The following is a 19192-nucleotide window of genomic DNA, read 5'->3' as shown; positions in this document are numbered from 1 at the left end:
CAAGAGGGTGTCCAGGTCTTGCGTCACAACACGATCTTGGACGCCCTCTCTTCATGCCCAGACATCGACCCCTGACATCGGAACTACTCGTCTAGGCACCGCTCTCGACCAGTCCAGACTCGTACGCCAGGATTGCCGCCTGCACCCGGTTCCTTACCCCCAGTCGCGCCAGGATCCCGCTGACGTGGCTCTTCACGGTGCCCTCCGCCAGGAAGAGCCGCTGCCCGATCTCCCCGTTGGACAAGCCCGCACCGAGCAGCGCCAGCACCTCGCGTTCACGTTCGGTCAGCGCGGCGATCCGCTGCCGGGCAGTGATTCCCCGCGCCAACTGCCCGCCACCCACCTCGGCGAGGACCCGCCGCGCCACTCGCGGTGCCAGGTACGCCGCACCGGCGGCAACCGCCCGTACCCCGGTCAGCAGATCGCGCGGATCGCTGGCCTTGAGCAGGAGCCCGCTGGTCCCAGCGGCCAGTGCCCGCACCACGTACTCCTCTTCACCGAAGGTGGTCAACATGACCACGGCGGTCTCCGGTACCTCGCGACGTATCTCCTCGGCTGCGGCCAGTCCGTCCAGCCCGGGCATACGGATGTCCAGCAGGGCGACGTCGGGACGGTGCCGGCGGGTCAACTCGATCGCCTCCGAACCATTGGCCGCCTCCGCCACCACCACGATGTCCGGGTCGGACGCGAGGATCGCGCGTGCCCCAGAGCGGATCATCGGCTCGTCATCGGCCACGAGTACTCGAATCACGATCCCGTCCTCGGAATGAAGTCCTTGTCGACCAGCCGCCCGTCGACGAAGCACAGCCGGTACACGTCGATCGGGCCGGCGAAGAGATCGTCGCTGACCCGGTAGTACTCGCAGGTGGCACCCGGTGGGCTGGGCGGTTCCGGCACGTCGGGCCGCCCATCGACCTGGTGCAGTGGCAGTCCGGCTGCCAACTCCACCCGCTGCTGCCCGACAGCCAGGGCCTGATAGACAGCGGGGTCGAGCCACGAGTTCTTCACCTCGCCCGTCCGCAGGCCGAGCAGCACCAGGAGCACGGCGGCAACGATCGTGACCGGTACGGCGACCGTCGAGGCCAGGCCGCGAAGGGCCGCTCGGCGGGCCTGCGCGAGCCGCCGCCCCGACTCCGGCTCGTCGTCGACGGTCGGTGTCCTGGGCTGAGGCCCGCCGGAGGAGGGAATCCTCGCCACGACCGTGTACCCGTCCCGATGCTCGCCGCTGTGCGAGGAGCCGGTGTGCAACGTGCCGCCCACCAGCCGGACCCGTTCCCGGAGGCCGACAAGTCCGTGCCCACCGCCGGCACCCGTCGATGCCGCCCCGGCGGCACTCGCTAATGGCATCCCGGCGGCACCCGCTGATTTCGCCCCGCCGGCACCCGCTGGCGGTGTCCGGGTGGCAGGGCCACCGTTGACAACGGTGATCGTTGTCCCCGCCTCGCTGCCCTCGATCCGCACCGTGACCGGTGCCCCCGGCGCATGCTTGGCGGCGTTGGTCAACGCCTCCTGGACAACGCGATACACGGTCCGCCCCGCCAGCGTCGAGGTCGACTCCTCGGAGCCGTCGGAGACGAACTCCACCGCCATACCGGAGGCGCGTGACCGAGCCACCAGTGCGGCTACGCTCTCCCGCGCCGGATCTGTCGACACCGGTTCGCTCTCGTCCCGCAGTACGCCGATGATGTCCCGCAGCTGCTCGGTCGCCCCGACCAGGACCGCCCGTAGCTCGCCGATGGCCGCCCGGCGTCGCTCGTCGAGGCCCCGATCCAGCTCCAACGCCCCGGTACGCATCGCGGCCAGGCTCAACTCGTGGCCGAGCGAGTCATGCATGTCCCGGGCGATCCGGGCGCGCTCGCGCAGTCGTACCTCGCGGACGACCAGTCGCCGTTCCCGTTCAAGTTGCTCGGCATGCCGCCAGCCGGCCTCGGCAAGGTCGGCCCGCAGCCGGACGTACCGTCCGATCAGCCAGGGCAGCACACCGGAACCGAGCAACGGCAGCACCACGTTGAACCAGTCCCAGACATCACCCATCACTGCGGCGAGCAGCAAGCCGGTCAGCACCACGAGGGAGAAGCAGGGCAGGGCCACCAGTCCGTTGGCCATTCGGCGTCCCGCGGTAAGGCAGGCGACGGCCGAGACCAGCGCCGGCCAGAACCGAAACTCGGAGAGTTCCACCAGCTGTACGAGGTTCGCCGCCGCCCCCAGCAGCAGCAACAACCACACCGGCCAACGACGGCCAACGACCAGCACCACTGCGGCCAACACCGTTGTGGCCAGCACCAGCCCGACCACCAGCTCCGCCCAGCGTCCCCACAGCTCGACGCCGATCGCTACCGCCAGCGCCAGCCAGACCAGGCTGGCCCGGACCAGGCCGGCCCGGACCAGCTCGGGCCGCGGGGGATGATCCATTCAGGGAACGGTACCGGGGGAAGGGCGTGCCGAGCCCGATACGACCGGGCACCCTGAGGTCTATCAGGGGAAGGTGACCCCGTTCGACAGAGGCGGCTGCTGGGTGCCGAAAGGGAGCCTTTAGTCATGTCCACACTCTCTCGTCGAGCGGTGTTGGGCGGCCTCGCGGCGCTGCTGTCGATGTCGACGCTGGCCACGGCCGCAAGCGCCGCACCACAATCGGCCACCACCCTAGGCAGCGCACCGCAATCGGCGCCCGATCGGCCAACCACCCCGAACTCCGCGCCACTGCGGCTGGAACTCCCCGCCCCGACCGGCCAGCATCACGTCGGCACCATCGAACTGCACCTGGTCGACCAGGGACGACCAGACCCCTGGGTGGCCGACCGGCCACGGGAACTCATGGCCACCGTCTGGTACCCGGCCCGACCCATCGGCCACGAACCGCTCGCGCCGTACCTGCCGGCGGGGGCAGCGCAGCGGTTCAGTGAGCGGACCAACGCGATGCTTGGCCTCGCCGCTGGTCAGGTCGACTGGACCGGCATCACCACACATGCCCGGGTCGGTGCACCGGTCCTCGATCGCCGGGGTGGCCACCCAGTCGTCCTCTACTCACCGGGTGCCGAGTTTCCCCGCGCCAACGGCACGGTGCTCGTCGAAGAACTGGCCAGTCGGGGGTACGTCGTGGTCTCCGTCGACCACACGTACGAGACCCACAATGTCGAGTTCCCGGGTGGCCGGGTCGAGACGCAGAACCTGCCCGCCATGGACCCGACCGAACGCAACCACGCCGTCATCCAGACCCGTACCCGGGATGTCCGTTACCTACTCGACCAGCTCGCCGTACTTGCTGGCGGCGGCAATCCGGACGCGGCCCAGCGGCCACTGCCCCGGGGTCTCGGTGCCGGGCTCGACCTGTCCCGGGTGGCCATGTTCGGCCACTCCGTCGGCGGTTTCACCACCGCCGAGACGATGCTGGTCGACTCCCGCATCGACGCGGGAGTCAACATGGACGGCAGCCTGGCCTACAGCTTTGTCAACAACGATTTCGGCGACGTGGTGACCGCCGGCCTGGACCGGCCGTTCCTGCTGCTGGGTGCCGGCCTCAGCAGCGGCAGGCCACACACTCACCGGGAAGCGCCGGAGTGGCGCTCCTTCTGGGAGAACTCCACCGGCTGGAAGCTCGACCTCTACGTCGCCGACGGTGAACACTTCACCTTTACCGACTACCAGGTGCTGCTGCCCCAGGTCGACGCGGTCTTCCCCCTGCCGGCCGGCTTCCTCTCCAGCACCATCGGCACGGTCGATCCGAGCCGGGTCACCAACTCGCTACGCGGCTACCTCACCGCGTTCCTCGACGAACACCTGCGCGGCCGTCCACAGAGCCTGCTCGACGGCCCGTCGACGAGACACCCCGACGTTTCGTTCATCCGCTGACCGCTGATCGGTGACCGTCAACCATTCATCCGTCGACGATCGATGGCAGGGGCCCACATCCATCGACGTAGACACTAGGGTGCATGCGTCGGATGGAGGAGATGGGATGAAGAGCCCTGAGCGTCGTCGCCCGCGTCGGCGTTTCGTCTGGCAGACGGTCGCCGCAGCCGTCCTAATCGCCGCGAACGCGCACCCCATCTACTCCTTCGCCGCCGACTACACCCACGCTCGAGAAGTCAACAGCCCCGGATACAAGGCCAAGTACGGGCACTGGCAGATCATTGAGCTACCCAGGGACGTACGGGTCAACGCCATCCACGCCGCACTACTCGACACCGGAAAGCTCCTGCTGATCGCGGGCTCCGGTAACGACCGGCAGCAGTTCGCCGCCGGCACCTTCCGGACGCTTGTCTACGACCCGGCGACCGGCCGGACCAAGGACGTACGCACCCCGGTCGACCTGTTCTGCGCCGGACACGCCTTCCTGCCGAACGGAAAGCTGCTGGTGGCCGGTGGGACGCTCCGCTACGAGGTACTCAAGCCAGACGTTACGCACGCCGGCGGCACCATGACGGTCAAGAACGAGTCGCCCGACGGCGGACCTCGCACCTTCCCCAAGGGCACCGAGTTCGCCGCGCCGAACGGCAAGAAGTACCGGGCGGGGGCCGCGTTCACCGTCGAGCCGGCCACCAAGATCGAGCGTCCGGCCGTCGACGGCACCGGGACCGACGTGGCCGTGATCGCGAGCGAGACCAGGGTCTGGGTGGACGCGGTGGAAAAGGGCAGCGGCTCGATCAGTTCCACCCCCACTCAGTACGCGGTGACCGGGCTGACCGGTGTCGCCGCACAGAACATCTACGGGCTGTCCGACAAAATGACCCTGGACAAGCAGGACTATCAGGGGCTGAAGGAGACCTACGAGTTCAACCCCCGTACCGAGGAGTACGAGCAGGTCGCCGACATGTCCGAGAAGCGGTGGTATCCCACGCTGACCGGGCTGGCCGACGGCAGGGTGCTGGCCACCTCCGGGCTGGACGGCAAGGGCGAGGTGGTCGACGGCACCCAGAACGAGATCTACGATCCGAAGACCCGGAAATGGACCGTCCGCCCCGACCTGAGCCGCTACTTTCCGACGTACCCGGCGATCTTCCAGACCGCCACCGCCGACCGGCTCTTCTACAGCGGCTCCAGCACCGGTTACGGCCCGGCTGACCAGGGCCGGGAGCCGGGTCTCTGGAACCTGACGGACAACACCTTCCGAGTGGTGCCGGGCCTACGCGACCCCGACCTGATGGAGACCAGCGCGTCCGGTTGGGTCGGCCCGGTGCAGAACCAGACCGTGATGGTGGTCGGTGGCGGTGGGGTCGGTGAGTCACCGAGGTCGACCGGCCGGATCGACCTGATCCGGCTCGACGACCCGAACCCTCGTTTCACACCCGGCCCCAGCCTGCCCGAGGGCACCCGCTATCCCAACGTGGTGCAACTGCCCGACGACACCAGCCTGATCACCGGCGGCTCCCGGGACTACCGGGGCAAGGGCAACAGCGACAACCACAACGCGCGGATCTACCACCCGGACACCAACACCCTGGCGTACGCGGCGGACCCGAACGTGGGGCGCAACTACCACGGATCGGCGTTGCTGCTGCCCGACGGGCGGGTCATGACGATGGGCTCCGACCCGCTCTTCCGGGACCGGGAGAACACCATCGAAGGTGAGTTCGATCAGCGGCTTGAGCTCTACACCCCGCCGTACCTCTTCCAGGGTGACCGGCCGTTGATAGGCGACGGGCCGATTATCGTCGGCTACGGGAAGAAGGCGCGATACGAGCTGATGAACGACACCGTCGGCATCGAGAAGGCCCGACTGATCCGGCCCAGTGCGGTGACCCACTCCACCAATGTGGAACAGCGCTCGGTGGCGCTGGAGTTCACGCAGGTCGGTGACCGGTTGGAGGTGACCGTACCGACGCAGCCCGCAGTCCTGCCGCCGGGTTACTACATGCTTTTCGTCACCAACAAACTGGGCGTGCCCTCGGTAGCGAAGTGGGTGCACATCCGGTGAGGCCGGGGTCAGCGGCGGCGCGGCGAGGTCAGGCCGCGTGGTGGGCCAGACCCAGCGCGTAGTCCAGCCACCACGTGCCGGCAGCGGGCTCACCGGGGCGGCACGCCCCGTCCGACTCACCCGGCCGTTTGACCCAGAGCAGAGCGTCGACCCGGGGCAGGCCGGTCTCGGTCGTCGGCGGTATACCCAGTCCCCGACCGGGTGGATTGCACCAGCTCGGGCCGCCGTTCACCTCCGTACCGCCGGTCCACCTGCCCTTGCCGTTCCGGCTGGTGTCGATCACGAAATGGGCCCCACCCAACGCCGTCGACAACCGGTTGCCGTACTCCACGTTGGTCTGTGTGTCGAGGAAGTTGGCGACGTTGAGGGCGAAGCCGTCGGCCTGCTGAATTCCGGACCGGCGTAGCGCTTCGGCCAACGCCTCGATGTCCGACAGCCACCCCGGGTTACCGGCATCGAGGTAGACCCGGGTCGCACCCGTACCCTTGAGCACCGCGACCGCGTCGCTGAGCAGCTCGTGGCGCCCGGCCGGATCGGAGCGGCAGCCGTCCAGGGTGTGCGCGACGGCATCCGGTTCGAGGACGACCACGGCGGGCTGGGAGCCGATAGCCGCCGCGACCGCACGGATCCACGCCCGGTACTGCTCCACGTTCGCCGCCCCGCCGGCCGAATAGTTACCGCAGTCCCGGTGCGGAATGTTGTACGCCGTCAGGACCGGTACCCGTCCGGCCTCGGCGGCCCGGCGCACGAGAGCTTCGGTCTCCGTACGGATTCCCGCCGGATCCTTGACCGTCAGCCAGTACGCGACCGGCCGCGTACCGATCTTGTCGAGTTCGGTGGCGTCCGCAGCCCGACCCACGGCACGCATTCGGGCGGCCTGCTGCGCGGCCTGGCTGTCGGGGTCGGTGTAGAAGGTCATGCCGGCCAACGGATTCCCGTCGCGGTCGGGCCGGACGGTGACACCGCCGGACTGCTGCGCCGCTGCACCCTCTGGTCGCGGCTCCCCGTCCCTGGTCCCCGAGCACCCGCCTGCCAACGCGACCAGCACCGATCCGGTCACGGCAGCCGCAGTCGCCCGCCGGTGGCCGGCAAGGACTCTGGCGATCATAGTGAAATCCATTCATCGGCTACGCCGCGAAGCGTAGTGCAGAATCCGGCAGACAACCCCAGGATCCGGCGGGCAACGCGTCGTGCGGTCTGGCCACAGAACCCAATATCGTCCATATTGGAGTTGATGAACGTCGCCCGGCACTGGTCCGGCTGACACCGGAAAAGGACCTTGTGAACGACTCCGACCTCGCGGCGCAGGCGCGGTCATGGGCCCGGCTGGAAAAATACAGCCGGTTGGCCGGACCGGTCCAGGACGTACCGGACGGGCAACCCTATCGGGTCGCCTACCGCAATCTGCGAAGGACCGGCGGCGGTGGCCAGGCCACCAAGACCATCGTCATCGCCCTGCTCAACCTGGCCTTCGAAGGTGTCTTCGTCCTCTGGCTCCTGCACCCCAGCCACTACTCCCAGCCCAACCCGGGGACGTGGGCCGCCGCCGCCAACATCTTCGTCATCGGCTCCATCGCCCTGGTGGAACTGCTGCGGCTGATCAACGTCGTATCGCTCTCGCTGGCGTCGCTGGCCGCGCGCGACCCGGTCCCGGTCACCCCCGACCCGCAGCTACGGGTCGCCTTCCTGACCACCATCGTGCCCAGCAAGGAACCGATCGCAGTCGTCCGCGAAACCCTGCTCGGCGCGCTACGCATCCGGCATCGCGGCGTCTTCGACATCTGGCTGCTGGACGAGGGTGACGATCCGGCGGTACGGGCAATGTGCGAGCAGCTCGGCATCCGGCACTTCACCCGTAAGGGCATCGAGCAGTACAACCAGCCCAGCGGGCCGTTTCGCGCCAGGACCAAGCACGGTAACTACAACGCCTGGGTGCACCGGCATGGCAGGGCGTACGACCTGTTCCTCTCCGTCGACCCGGACCACGTGCCGCTGGCCAACTTCGCCGAACGCATCCTCGGCTACTTCCGTGATCCGGACGTGGCCTACGTCGTCGGCCCACAGTGCTACCAGAACAGCGAGACGTTCGTAACCCGGGCCGCCGAGTCACAACAGTTCCCGTTCCACAGCGTGATCCAGCGGGCGGCCAACCGCTACCACGCCGCGATGCTGGTCGGCACCAACAACGCGATCCGGATCTCGGCGCTGGTCAGCATCGTCGGCCTCACCGACTCGATCACCGAGGACATGGCCACCGGCCTTTCCGTACACACCACCCGTAACCCAGCGACCGGCCGCCGATGGAAGTCGGTGTACACGCCGGACGTGCTCGCCGCCGGCGAGGGGCCATCAAGCTGGAACGACTACTTCAGTCAGCAACGCAGGTGGTCGCGGGGGACGTTCGAGATCCTGCTCAAGTTGTTCTGGCGCAGACTCTTCCGACTCTCCCCCGGTCGGTTGCTGCACTACAGCCTGATTGTGACGTTCTACCCGTCGATGGCCATCGGTTGGCTGCTCGGCGCGGTCAACGCGATGCTGTTCCTCGCCCTCGGCGTCAGCGGCATCACCGTCGCCCCGACCATCTGGCTCGCCCTGTACGTTGACGCGACCGCGTTCTCGCTCTGGCTCTATCTCAGCAACCGGCGCTACAACGTCAGCCCGTACGAGGCGGAGGGCTCCGCCGGCCTCAAGGGCATGCTCATGTCCGTGCTCTCCGCGCCGGTCTACGCGGCGATGCTGATCAGCACGTTGCTGCGTCGGCCAGCCCGGTTCGTGGTAACGCCCAAAGGCAGCTCGTCGAGCCGGGACGGGCTCCGCACCTTCCGCAACCATCTGGGCTGGTGCCTGATTCTCACCGTCGCCATCGCGCTGGCGTTCGTCTTCGACCGGGCCAGCCCCGCCGCGCTGCTCTGGCCCCTCGTCGCGCTCGGGGTCGCCGTATCCCCCCTGGTGCTCTGGCGATGGGAGGTGTGGCAGGCGTCCCGCCAGGTCGGCAACACTGTGCCGTTGGGTCGCAAGCCCGCGCACGCTGGCGACATCACCAGCGAGATCCCGAGGATCGTGCTGGACCGGCACCTTGCGGCCCAGCCGCTGCCGCTGCCCGAGCAGTCGGTCGAGCAACAGGATCGGTTCACCACCCGCCCCCAGGGCGGGCAGCCGCCGCTCTCGCACCCAGCGGCGGCAACCGACGGCACCCGGGTCCGAGCACCACGATTGGGCGGGGCTGCCGACGCGACCGTCATGCTCCCCCAGGTACGCGGCACCAGCGACCTGACCATGCCGCTGCCCAGGGTCGATGACAGCAACGAGCACTGATGAGGTGGCGCGGCCCGCCTAGGCTCGTGGTCATGGCTAACGTCACCTATGACCGGCGCGAACAGTTGCAGCAGATCCAGAGTGGCCTGCTCGAGGGTGAAGAGGTCATCGCGGTCTACGACGCGATCGGTGCCGGCACCGGGTTCATCGGCCTCACCAGCCGACGGGTGATCATCCAGGACAAGTCATTCGTGGGCAAGAAGTTCGCGATCACCAGCATCCCGTACGGGAAGATCACCAGCGTCAGCGTGGTGAGCAACAAATCCTGGGGCGGTCAGTTTTTCTCCACCGGAGCCATCGCCATCCACGTCGGGACGCACACCTACGAGGTGGAGTTCCGGGGCTCGGATAAGGCCCACCACGTCCACAACGTGATCCTGCACTACATCTCGTAGGGCGTGTCAGCTCGCCGGCTGCTCGATCTGCCCCCGGATCGCCACGAACTCCCCGCTACGATCGCGCTTGTTCACGGACGGGCCGGGGGACAGGAAGGTCACGGACCCGACAGTGTTCTTGTCGGCCCAGGAGCAACTCGTGACCTGGACGACCCCAGCATCGCTGGTGGTCTCGCCTCGGCCACACCGCGCCTCGCCGCCCAACGGCCCGGGATCCACCGGTCGCACATCCATCAGCCTGGGCAGGGACGCGAAGAGCCGATCCAAGGTCTGGGTCGGGTCCGTGACCGATCCCGCCACCCCACTGATCAGGATCATCTCCGCCTCGGCGGAGTCGCCACCGTAGGCCCAGCCAACGGCACTCGTCACCTCGCCCACTTGCTTCTTCAGCCCGCCCATGCTCTCCTGCGCGAGCTCGATGAGTTGCCGATCCCTGGACTTCGGATGACCGCCAACTGCTTCGGGCGTAACCAGTTGAACCGCTGGTTTCGGCGACTTGTCTGGCTGCCCAGTGGGCTGCTCGTTCGGTGATCTGGAGGACGACGAGGAACAGCCAGCGACCAGGAGCACAAGTCCGACCCCGGCGGCCAGGCAGCGCAGTCCGCGCCCCAGACCTCGGCCTGCCTGTCTGTCATCCGCCAACTACTGCCTCCATGGGTACCCGTTGAAGGTACACAATGGACAGTCGCCAGTCCGTCGCGACGCGCCCCTACCAGTGTCGGTTTAGTCATGATCGTTGACGACTGAGCAACACGACACGCCGACAAAGTTGCAGCCGACACGCATCCGATCAATGCATGCCCTACCCCATGCCCCCTTCTATCGCCCCGGGGAGTTGGGCGAACGTTCAGACGTTGAAGCGGAACTCCACCACGTCGCCGTCCTGCATGACGTAGTCCTTGCCTTCCATCCGTACCCGACCGGCGGCCTTGGCAGCGGCCATCGAACCGGCGGCAACCAGGTCGTCGTACGAGACGATCTCGGCCTTGATGAAGCCGCGCTGGAAGTCGGAGTGGATGACCCCGGCGGCCTCCGGGGCGGTCGCCCCAACCGGCACGGTCCAGGCCCGTGCCTCCTTCGGGCCGGCCGTGAGGTACGTCTGCAGCCCGAGCGTACGGAAACCGACCCGGATGAGCTGGTTCAGCCCCGGCTCCGGCTGCCCGATCGACTCCAGCAGCTCGCGAGCCTCCTCCTCGGGCAGGTCGATCAACTCGGACTCGACCTTGGCGTCCATGAAGACCGCCTCAGCCGGCGCGACCAGCAGCCGCAGCTCGTCCAGGAAGTCCGGGTTGGCCAGCTCGGCCTCGTCGACGTTGAAGACGTACAGGAAGGGTTTGGTGGTGAGCAGGTGCAGCTCACGCAGCTCAGCCACGTCGATGCCCGCCTTCGCCGCCCCGGCGTAGAGGGTGACCCCGGTGTTGAGCAGCTCGATCGCCTTCTTCGCGGCGTCGACGGCGGCGGCCCGGTCCTTGCGGAGCTTGGCTTCCTTCTCCAGCCGGGGCAGTGCCTTCTCCAGGGTCTGCAGGTCAGCCAGGATCAACTCGGTGTTGATCGTCTCGATGTCGTCTGCGGGCGAGACCTTGCCGTCGACGTGCACCACGTTCGGGTCGGAGAACGCCCGGACCACCTGGCAGATCGCGGCAGCGTCGCGAATGTTGGCCAGGAACGCGTTACCCCGCCCCTGCCCCTTGGAGGCACCCCGGACCAGGCCGGCAATGTCGACGAAGGAGACCGGAGCCGGGATGATCTTCTGCGAGCCGAAGATCTCGGCGAGCTTGTCCAGCCGCTCGTCCGGCAGCCCGACCACCCCGACGTTCGGCTCGATCGTCGCGAACGGGTAGTTCGCGGCGAGCACGTCATTCTTGGTCAGGGCGTTGAACAGGGTGCTCTTGCCGACGTTGGGCAGGCCGACGATGCCGATGGACAGTGAAGACATGGGAACGCGTCAACTCTCTCTTCCGTGACGTACCGCGACCTCGGCGGGGTCCGCCGGTCCAGTTGGCGGACCGAGCAACGGACAGGGTCGACAAGGCGATTCAACGCTACCTTGCCGCCACCGGACGACCGGCAGGCGGTACGGCGCTGTCCGCGCTGCCGGCGCTGCCAACCTCGGGTACGGCGCTGCCGGCGCTTACCGCACTGCCGGCGCTTACCGCACTGCCGGCGCTTACCGCACTGCCGGCGCTTACCTCGCTGACTGGGCGGCCGGTCACGTCCGCCGCGATCCTCGCCTGGAAGGTGGCGCACCGGGTGAAGTCCTCGTGTGCGCAGTCGAGCGCACATTCGATCATGTCGAGCGAGGCTTTCACCCGCTCGATCAGCCCCAGCAGGTCCTCCCGACGCCGCTGGAGGAGCGCCCGTCGTACCCCGGGTTCCCGTTCGTTCAGCACCCCGCGAATCTCGTCGAGGCTGAGGCCGGCCTGTCTGGCTCGCAGGATCACCGCGATTCGATAGAGCTGGTCGCTGCCGTAGCGCCGTCGGTCGCCCGTTACCCGCTCGGGGGAGAGCAGCCCGACCGACTCCCAGTGCCGCAGTACGTGGGTGGCGAGGCCGAATCGCCGAGCAACCTCGCCGATGCTCATCGGCACACCGTCGACGACGCTGATCGACGTACCGCCGCCGATGCTCATCGACGTGTCGCCACCACTTGACTTCATGTCGGCATTAAGTCGCAGCCTGGAAGTCATGTCAACGAATGCGCGAGAGGACCGGTCACACCGAACTACTCAAACCCAGCATGGGGACCCGGCGGACCATGCCCGGAATGTGCTTGTCGCCCGGCTCGACCGAGTCGAAACCAGATCCGACGCGGTAGCGCTCCGGACCCGCTCCTACGAACTGCTGGCACCGACCGAGCTGGTGGCATCGACCGAGCTGGTGGCATCGACCGGCACGGCGAAGATCGTGGACGTGGGGTGTGGAACGGGGCGAGCCGTCGGCGAACTGGTCGACCGGGGCGTCACCGCAGTCGGCGTAGATCTTGACGGGACGATAATCGAAACTGCCCGCCACCGATGGCCGGGCGGGGATTTCCGCCTCGGCGACGCGTACGACCTGCCGTTGGGCGATGGCGAGGTGACTGGTTACCGGGCGGACAAGGTCTACCACGAGCTTTCCGCCCCCGGTCGGGCTACCCGTGCTCGTCGGCATGGCGGACACCGTACGGTCCGCCGGGGTGGTCACCGGGAAGCAGGCCGCCGACTGGGTCGCCGAGCAGCGGCGACGAGCCCACGACGATCGGCTCTTCGTCGCCGTTCCCATGTTCGTCGCGGCTGCGTCCCGCCCGTTTTGATGTTAGGAAGGGCCCCTTCCTATGCAAAAAGCGATAACAAGGGGCCCTTCCTAACATCCAGGTCCGATTCCCGCGAGCAGTGGCGTCCGGCGGCGAGGCAGGATCGATGGCGTGGAGTGGGACTTCGAGCGCTGCTACCGGGCAGTGGATAGCCGTGACCAGCGGTTCGACGGCTGGTTCTATACCGGTGTCACGTCGACTGGCATCTACTGCCGGCCGTCCTGTCCGGCGATGACGCCGAAACGCAAGAACGTCCAGTTCTTCCCATCGGCGGCCGCCGCTCAGCGGGCCGGGCTGCGGGCCTGCCGCCGGTGCCGCCCGGACGCCGCACCTGGCTCGCCGCACTGGGACGTACGCGCCGACGTCGTCGGTCGGGCAATGCGGTTGATCGGCGACGGGGTGGTGGACCGGGAGGGGGTGCCCGGCTTGGCGGCCCGGCTCGGCTACACCGAGCGGCACCTGCACCGGATGCTCACCGCGCAGGTGGGTGCCGGACCGCTCGCGCTGGCCCGGGCGCAACGGGCACAAACCGCCCGAATCCTGGTAGAGACCACCGACCTCGGACTTGCGGAGATCGCGTTCGCCGCCGGGTTCGGCAGCGTGCGGCAGTTCAACGACACGATCCGCGAGGTCTACGCGGCCGCGCCGTCGCAGTTGCGCGAGTCGGCCCGCCGGTCCGTCACCCCGGTCGGGGGTACGACCAGCGCCGGAACGATCAACCTCCGGCTCGCGTACCGGCCGCCACTGCACGCCGACGCGCTGCTCGACTTCCTCACCCTGCGCACCATCGCCGGAGTGGAGGAGGCCGGAAACGGGTCGTACCGGCGTGGGCTGCGCCTACCGCACGGCACGGCGGAGGTCACCCTGACCCCCCTGCCGGAGTACGTCGCGGCGACGCTGCGGCTGGTCGACGTACGTGACCTGGCTCCGGCGGTGGCCCGCTGCCGCCGCCTGCTGGACCTGGACGCCGATCCGGAGGCGGTGGACGCCATGCTGGCCGCAGACCCGGCCTTCGCCGAGGCGGTGGCAAAAAACTCCGGGGTACGGGTGCCCCGCTCGGTCGACGGCTTCGAGATGGCGGTACGGGCGATCGTCGGGCAGCAGGTCTCGGTCGCCGGTGCCCGTACCGTGCTCGCCCGCCTCGTCGCCGCCACTGCCCTCCCCCAACCTCACCCCCAACCTGCCCCTGTTGATCAAGAGATTTGCGTCACTGACGACCTGGATCGCCGACGTAAATCTCTTGATCAACAGGCAAGGGGTGGGGCTGGAAATGGACAGTTGCGGGCGTTTCCGACTCCGGAGGAGATGTTGCGGCTGCCGGACGAGGTGTTCGGCATGCCGGCTTCCCGTCGGGAGACGATCCGTACCGTGGCTCGGGCGGTGGCTGACGGCACCCTCGATCTCAATCCCGGCGTGGACCGGGTGGAGATGACCCGGCAGCTGACCGCGCTACCGGGGATCGGGCCGTGGACCGCCGGCTACGTGGCGATGCGGGGACTCGGCGATCCGGACGTCTTCCTCCCCACCGATTTGGCAGTACGTCGGGGTGCCGCGGCGCTCGGTCTGCCCGACAACCCGACCGCCTTGGCGGAGCACGCAAGCAACTGGCGCCCGTGGCGCTCGTACGCCGTCATCCACCTGTGGACCGCGAGCACGAGCAGATGAGGCACCGCGAGCGCGAGGAGTGAGCGAAGCGAGCCCCGCAGTCGCGAGCAACAAGGGCACCGCGAGCGCGAGGAGTGAGCGAAGCGAGCCCCGCAGTCGCGAGCAGATGAGGCACCGCGAGCGCCTAGACCACGAAACGAAAGATTGGAAGAAGTGGCATGACCAGCTTGTACAGCACCAGTATCGAGACACCGGCCGGGCCGCTGTGCGTACTGGTCAACAACGATGGGGCGGTACGCGCCGCCGGCTTCTCCACGGACGCCGAGACGCTGCTGACCGTCGTACATCCGAAGTTGCGCGGCCCGGTGCTGGCGCGACCGGACCTCGGACCGGTGACCACCGCCGTGTTGTCCTATCTAGACGGTCACCTCGACGCGATTGACGACGTGCCGGTCGAGCAGCACACCGATGGGCCGTTCATGGCGCACGCCTGGCACACGCTGCGGACCGTGAAGGCCGGCGAGCCGATCACCTACACCGGTTTCGCGGAGTTGGCCGGACGCCCCCCGGCGGTACGGGCCGCTGCGGCGGCCTGCGCACGCAACGCCGCCGCGCTCTTCGTACCGTGCCACCGGGTGTTGCGCACCGATGGTGGTCTCGGCGGCTACCGCTGGGGGCTCAACGTGAAGAAGTGGCTTCTCGGGCACGAGGTGCGGTTGACGGCAAGCTGACCCGAATAGAATCGGCGTTTGCCGATACGGTCAGAGGGTGCCAGCGGCCCCTGACCACACGCCTGCGCCGCCATCCGCTACGCGGTCTCCTGCCCTGCACAGCCTCTGGCGCCTGCGCCATTACGTCCGGCCGTACGCTGGGCAGCTCGCCGGGCTGCTGATCGCCGCGTTCGCCGCGACCGGGGCGGGGATCGCGGTGCCGTTGGTGATCCAGCAGGTGGTCGACGGTCCGATCGCCCACCGGGATTCGGCCGGGTTGCTTCGGCTCGGCGCGCTGACGCTGCTGCTCGGCCTCGCCGAGGCCGGACTGATCTTCATCCGGCGATGGGCGCAGTCGTCCCTGGCGGTGGGCATGGAGGCCACCATCCGCGACGACCTCTACGCCCACCTCCAGCGGCTGCACGTCGGGTTCCACGATCGGTGGCAGTCTGGCCAACTGCTGTCTCGGATCACCATCGACCTGTCGGTGATCCGGCGGTTCCTGTCCTTCGGGCTGATCTTCCTGGTGGCCAATTCGACCACCTGCATCACGGTGGTGGCGCTGCTCGTCGCGATGCATCCGCCACTGGGGCTGCTCGTCGCAACGAGCGCCGTCCCACTGTTCCTGGTCAGTCGCCGCTTCACCCGCGCCTATCTGGTCGCGTCTCGGCGGATGCAGGACGAGCAGGGCGACGTGGCCACCATGGTCGAGGAGTCGGCCCAGGGGGTACGCACCATCAAGGCCTTCGGCCGACGCCCGCAGATGGCCGAGCGCTTCGCCGCCAGCACCCGGCAACTGCACGACACCGCGATCCGCAAGAGTCGACTGCTGGCGAACACCTCCGCGCTGTTCGACCTGGTTCCCAACCTGACCATGGCCGTGGTGCTGGCCGCCGGCACGGTGGCCGCCGTACATGGCGCGTTGACCATCGGCGAGCTGGTCGCGTTCGTGACGTTGCAGTTGATGCTCATCTGGCCGATCGAGTCGCTGGGCTGGATCATCGCCAACGCTCAGGAGGCGATGACCGCCGCCGACCGGGTGCAGGAGGTACTCGACACGCAACCCACGATCATCGACCGGCCCGGGGCGGTCGAACTCCTGCCCGCCGACGTCACCGGCTGGCTCTGCTTCGAGGGCGTCTCGTTCGGCTATCCGGGTGCCACCGAGCCGCTGTTGCACGACCTCGACCTGACTGTACGCCCCGGCGAGACCCTGGCCATCGTCGGCGCGACCGGCTGCGGCAAGACCAGTCTGCTGTCCCTGGTGCCCCGGCTCTACGACGTCACCGGTGGTCGGATCACGGTGGATGGCCGGGACATTCGGGACATCCAGCTCGGTTCGCTGCGCCACGTGGTGGGGATGGCCTTCGAGGAACCCACGCTCTTCTCGATGTCGGTGTGGGAGAACCTCACCCTGGGCCGGCCCGGAGCAAGCGAGGAAGACGTACGGGCCGCGCTCGCGATCGCCCAGGCCGACTTCGTGTACGACCTGCCGTGGGGGCTGGAAACGCGCATTGGTGAACAGGGGTTGTCGCTCTCCGGCGGTCAACGCCAGCGGTTGGCCTTGGCTCGGGCAGTCCTCGGTCAGCCCCGTGTGCTGGTGTTGGACGATCCGCTCTCCGCCCTGGACGTACACACCGAGGCCCTGGTCGAGGCGGCCCTGGCCCGGGTGCTCCAGGACACCACCGCGCTGCTGGTGGTGCACCGCCCGTCGACGGTCGCCCTCGCCGATCGGGTGGCCCTGCTCACCGACGGTCGGATCACGGCGCTCGGCACCCATTCCGAACTGCTCGCCACCGTACCGGCCTATCGTGCGCTGCTCTCCGCCACCGCCGCATCGCCGGCCGAACCGACCCCGCCGGCCACAGAGGTCGCCACTGTCCCGCCGAAGATCGGCCCATCGCCGGCCGATCCGACCACAGCCGCCGCTGCGCAGAAGCCCGGCGACCTCGGGCTGGTCCGATCATGACCGCCGGGCCGACCGCCAACCAACCGGGCAGCGGCGACGGCGACAGCGACAGGCCCGACGTCCGGCAGTGGCGCGGGGTCGCCACGGATCCGGACGCGGAGCGGAGCACCGCCGAGGCGGACACCGCATCGGCGATCGCCCGACTCCGGGGGCGTAGCCGACGCCTGCTCGGTTCGGTGTTGCGGCCACACCGTCGGCTGATCGCGGTGACCGTGGTGCTGCTGCTGTTGCAGAACACCGCCGGCATGGCTGGCCCGTACCTGGTGATGCTCGGCATCGACCGGGCCATCCCGCCGCTGCGGAACGGCGATCCGGGCCCGCTGGTGGCGATCGCCACCGCGTTCCTCGCCGCCTCGGTCGTCGAGTACGTCAGCAAACGCGGTTTCCTCATCCTCTCCGCCCGGGTCGGTCAGGCCATCCTGTTCGACCTCAGAAAACGGGTGTACGACTACTTCCTGCGCCTCTCCGTCGACTTCCACGAGCGATACACCTCGGGCCGGGTCATCGCCCGGTTGACCAGTGACATGGACTCCATCGCCGAGCTGGTCGACGGCGGCATCGACGACCTGGTGCTGGCCGGACTGTCGATCGTCTCGGTCGCCAGCATCCTGCTCTGGCTGGACCTGCCGCTGGCGGCGGTCACCCTGATGGCGTTTCCGTTCCTGGTCTGGTTGTCCCGCTGGTTTGCTCGCGCCTCCGGGCACGCCTACCGCCGTACCCGGGAAGCGGTCGCCCTGGTGATCGTCCACTTCGTTGAGTCGCTGGGCGGGATCCGCGCGGTACAGGCGTTCCGCCGCGAGCCGCGTAACCAACGCATCTTCGCCGCCGTCAACGACGACTACCGGCGGGCCAACCTGCGCGCGTTCCGGTTGATCTCCATCTACTCCCCCAGCATCAAGCTGATCGGCAATGTCACGATCGCGGTGGTGCTGACGTACGGCGGCTATCGGGTGCTCAACGGTCACGCCGAGATCGGCGTACTGGCCGCGTTCCTGCTCTATCTGCGCCGGTTCTTCGAACCGATGCAGGAGTTGAGCCAGTTCTACAACGCCCTCCAGTCGGCTACCGCCGCGCTGGAGAAGTTGGCCGGGGTGCTGGACGAGAAGCCGACGGTGCCGGAGCCGCAACAGCCGGTACCGCTGTCCGCCGCCACTGCGGTGGGCGAGGACGGGGAGGGGCAGCGGCAGCGGGGCGCGGTCGAGTTCCGCGACGTCTCCTTCGGCTACCGGCGGGACGCGCTGATCCTGCCGGAACTGCGCCTGCGGGTGCCGGCCGGGCAGACCCTGGCGCTGGTCGGGGCCACCGGGGCCGGCAAGTCGACGCTGGTCAAGCTGGTCGCCCGGTTCTACGACCCGACCACGGGAACCGTCACGCTCGACGGCGTCGACCTGCGAAACATCGCCGATGCCGAGCTACGCCGCACGGTGGTGCTGGTCACCCAGGAGAATCATCTCTTCGCCGGCTCGATCGCCGACAACATACGGTTCGGCCGACCGGACGCGACCGACGACGAGGTGGTGACGGCGGCTCGGGCTATCGGGGCGCACGAGTTCATCGCCGCCCTGCCGGAGGGTTATGCGACCGACGTACATCGGCGCGGGGGTCGGCTCTCCGCCGGTCAGCGGCAGCTGGTCGCCTTCGCCCGGGCGTTCCTCGCCGACCCGGCGGTCCTGATCCTGGACGAGGCGACCTCGTCGCTGGACGTACCGAGCGAGCGGATGGTCCAGCAGGCACTGCGCTCGATCCTGGCCGACCGGACCGCGATCGTGATCGCGCATCGGCTCTCCACTGTGGAGATTGCGGACCGGGTGCTGGTGCTCGACGCCGGCCGGATCGTCGAGGACGGCCCACCGGCCGCCCTCGTCTCCGAGGGCGGCCGGTATGCGGCCCTGCACCAACAGTGGCGCGACTCGCTGGTCTAACCAGCCCTGCGCTGGTCTGCGCCGCCCTGATCGGCGACTGACGAGCCGAAGCCCGTCAGTCGCCGACGCC

Annotated in this window: 15 protein-coding genes and 1 pseudogene; 10 read left to right on the top strand and 6 right to left on the bottom strand. The window is 68.4% G+C overall.

Going from position 1 to position 19192, the window contains the following annotated elements; translation table 11 throughout:
* Positions 1-91: 91 nt before the first annotated feature.
* Positions 92-754, bottom strand: a complete 663-nt coding sequence (locus ACWDV4_RS03980) for a response regulator (protein WP_449974691.1) — start codon at positions 752-754, stop codon at positions 92-94.
* The gene (locus tag ACWDV4_RS03975; RefSeq protein ID WP_449974648.1) at positions 748-2412 is read right to left on the bottom strand and encodes a sensor histidine kinase; all 1665 of its coding nucleotides are present in this window, start codon (positions 2410-2412) and stop codon (positions 748-750) included. The genes ACWDV4_RS03980 and ACWDV4_RS03975 overlap by 7 nt, the downstream gene beginning before the upstream one ends.
* A gap of 126 nt (positions 2413-2538) precedes the next feature.
* On the opposite strand from ACWDV4_RS03975, the gene ACWDV4_RS03970 reads away from it, so the two are divergent.
* Complete coding sequence (locus ACWDV4_RS03970) at positions 2539-3849, top strand: alpha/beta hydrolase family protein (protein ID WP_449974647.1); 1311 nt, start codon at positions 2539-2541, stop codon at positions 3847-3849.
* 106 nt (positions 3850-3955) lie between these two features.
* Positions 3956-5914 carry a galactose oxidase-like domain-containing protein gene (locus ACWDV4_RS03965; protein WP_449974646.1) on the top strand — a complete coding sequence of 653 codons (1959 nt, stop codon included), beginning with the start codon at positions 3956-3958 and terminating at the stop codon, positions 5912-5914.
* A 28-nt stretch (positions 5915-5942) separates the two neighbouring features.
* Here ACWDV4_RS03965 and ACWDV4_RS03960 read toward each other — a convergent pair whose 3' ends face one another.
* Positions 5943-7022: a glycoside hydrolase family 6 protein gene (locus ACWDV4_RS03960; protein ID WP_449974645.1), complete on the bottom strand. Its 1080-nt coding sequence runs from the start codon at positions 7020-7022 to the stop codon at positions 5943-5945.
* Positions 7023-7195: 173 nt separating this feature from the next.
* Here ACWDV4_RS03960 and ACWDV4_RS03955 point away from each other — a divergent pair, with 173 nt between their 5' ends.
* Both ACWDV4_RS03955 and ACWDV4_RS03950 read left to right on the top strand, forming a co-directional pair.
* Complete coding sequence (locus ACWDV4_RS03955; protein ID WP_449974644.1) at positions 7196-9229, top strand: glycosyltransferase family 2 protein; 2034 nt, start codon at positions 7196-7198, stop codon at positions 9227-9229.
* A 32-nt stretch (positions 9230-9261) separates the two neighbouring features.
* Positions 9262-9624: a PH domain-containing protein gene (locus ACWDV4_RS03950; RefSeq protein ID WP_449974643.1), complete on the top strand. Its 363-nt coding sequence runs from the start codon at positions 9262-9264 to the stop codon at positions 9622-9624.
* Between the two features lie 6 nt (positions 9625-9630).
* Here the strand turns inward: ACWDV4_RS03950 and ACWDV4_RS03945 are convergent, their stop codons facing one another.
* From ACWDV4_RS03945 to ACWDV4_RS03935, 3 genes are all read right to left on the bottom strand, one after another.
* Positions 9631-10023, bottom strand: a complete 393-nt coding sequence (locus ACWDV4_RS03945; protein ID WP_449974641.1) for a hypothetical protein — start codon at positions 10021-10023, stop codon at positions 9631-9633.
* A gap of 448 nt (positions 10024-10471) precedes the next feature.
* Positions 10472-11560 carry a redox-regulated ATPase YchF gene (gene ychF / locus ACWDV4_RS03940; RefSeq protein ID WP_449974640.1) on the bottom strand — a complete coding sequence of 363 codons (1089 nt, stop codon included), beginning with the start codon at positions 11558-11560 and terminating at the stop codon, positions 10472-10474.
* A gap of 106 nt (positions 11561-11666) precedes the next feature.
* Positions 11667-12281: a helix-turn-helix domain-containing protein gene (locus ACWDV4_RS03935; RefSeq protein ID WP_449974639.1), complete on the bottom strand. Its 615-nt coding sequence runs from the start codon at positions 12279-12281 to the stop codon at positions 11667-11669.
* Between ACWDV4_RS03935 and ACWDV4_RS03930 the strand changes: the two are divergent.
* The 6 genes and pseudogenes from ACWDV4_RS03930 to ACWDV4_RS03905 form a co-directional block, all read left to right on the top strand.
* Positions 12199-12702, top strand: a pseudogene (locus ACWDV4_RS03930) (class I SAM-dependent methyltransferase); the annotation flags it as partial. The gene ACWDV4_RS03935 and the pseudogene ACWDV4_RS03930 overlap by 83 nt on opposite strands.
* A gap of 70 nt (positions 12703-12772) precedes the next feature.
* A complete protein-coding gene (locus tag ACWDV4_RS03925) occupies positions 12773-12916 on the top strand; it encodes a hypothetical protein (protein WP_449974694.1) in 144 nt (47 codons plus the stop codon).
* Positions 12917-13027: 111 nt separating this feature from the next.
* Entirely contained in the window at positions 13028-14581 is a 1554-nt protein-coding gene (locus tag ACWDV4_RS03920; protein ID WP_449974637.1) for a DNA-3-methyladenine glycosylase 2 family protein, read from the top strand.
* A 158-nt stretch (positions 14582-14739) separates the two neighbouring features.
* Positions 14740-15252 carry a methylated-DNA--[protein]-cysteine S-methyltransferase gene (locus ACWDV4_RS03915; protein WP_449974636.1) on the top strand — a complete coding sequence of 171 codons (513 nt, stop codon included), beginning with the start codon at positions 14740-14742 and terminating at the stop codon, positions 15250-15252.
* Between the two features lie 37 nt (positions 15253-15289).
* Positions 15290-17200: an ABC transporter ATP-binding protein gene (locus ACWDV4_RS03910; RefSeq protein ID WP_449974634.1), complete on the top strand. Its 1911-nt coding sequence runs from the start codon at positions 15290-15292 to the stop codon at positions 17198-17200.
* Positions 17197-19122: an ABC transporter ATP-binding protein gene (locus ACWDV4_RS03905; RefSeq protein ID WP_449974632.1), complete on the top strand. Its 1926-nt coding sequence runs from the start codon at positions 17197-17199 to the stop codon at positions 19120-19122. Before ACWDV4_RS03910 ends, ACWDV4_RS03905 begins: the two co-directional genes overlap by 4 nt.
* Positions 19123-19192 lie beyond the last annotated feature (70 nt).

This window comes from Micromonospora sp. NPDC003197, from assembly GCF_053590565.1.
Note: the sequence above shows the minus strand (reverse complement) of the source record. Positions and strands in the feature narration are given on the sequence as shown.

Bases quoted from the DNA above. Each gene is read 5' to 3' on its own strand.
- ACWDV4_RS03970 (WP_449974647.1), top strand. From the start codon at position 2,539: ATGTCCACACTCTCTCGTCGAGCGGTGTTGGGCGGCCTCGCGGCGCTG.
- ACWDV4_RS03945 (WP_449974641.1), bottom strand. From the start codon at position 10,023: ATGGGCGGGCTGAAGAAGCAAGTGGGCGAGGTGACGAGTGCCGTTGGC.
- ACWDV4_RS03960 (WP_449974645.1), bottom strand. From the start codon at position 7,022: ATGATCGCCAGAGTCCTTGCCGGCCACCGGCGGGCGACTGCGGCTGCC.
- ACWDV4_RS03925 (WP_449974694.1), top strand. From the start codon at position 12,773: ATGGCGGACACCGTACGGTCCGCCGGGGTGGTCACCGGGAAGCAGGCC.
- ACWDV4_RS03935 (WP_449974639.1), bottom strand. From the start codon at position 12,281: ATGAAGTCAAGTGGTGGCGACACGTCGATGAGCATCGGCGGCGGTACG.
- ACWDV4_RS03975 (WP_449974648.1), bottom strand. From the start codon at position 2,412: ATGGATCATCCCCCGCGGCCCGAGCTGGTCCGGGCCGGCCTGGTCCGG.
- ACWDV4_RS03950 (WP_449974643.1), top strand. From the start codon at position 9,262: ATGGCTAACGTCACCTATGACCGGCGCGAACAGTTGCAGCAGATCCAG.
- ACWDV4_RS03905 (WP_449974632.1), top strand. From the start codon at position 17,197: ATGACCGCCGGGCCGACCGCCAACCAACCGGGCAGCGGCGACGGCGAC.
- ACWDV4_RS03965 (WP_449974646.1), top strand. From the start codon at position 3,956: ATGAAGAGCCCTGAGCGTCGTCGCCCGCGTCGGCGTTTCGTCTGGCAG.
- ACWDV4_RS03915 (WP_449974636.1), top strand. From the start codon at position 14,740: ATGACCAGCTTGTACAGCACCAGTATCGAGACACCGGCCGGGCCGCTG.
- ychF (WP_449974640.1), bottom strand. From the start codon at position 11,560: ATGTCTTCACTGTCCATCGGCATCGTCGGCCTGCCCAACGTCGGCAAG.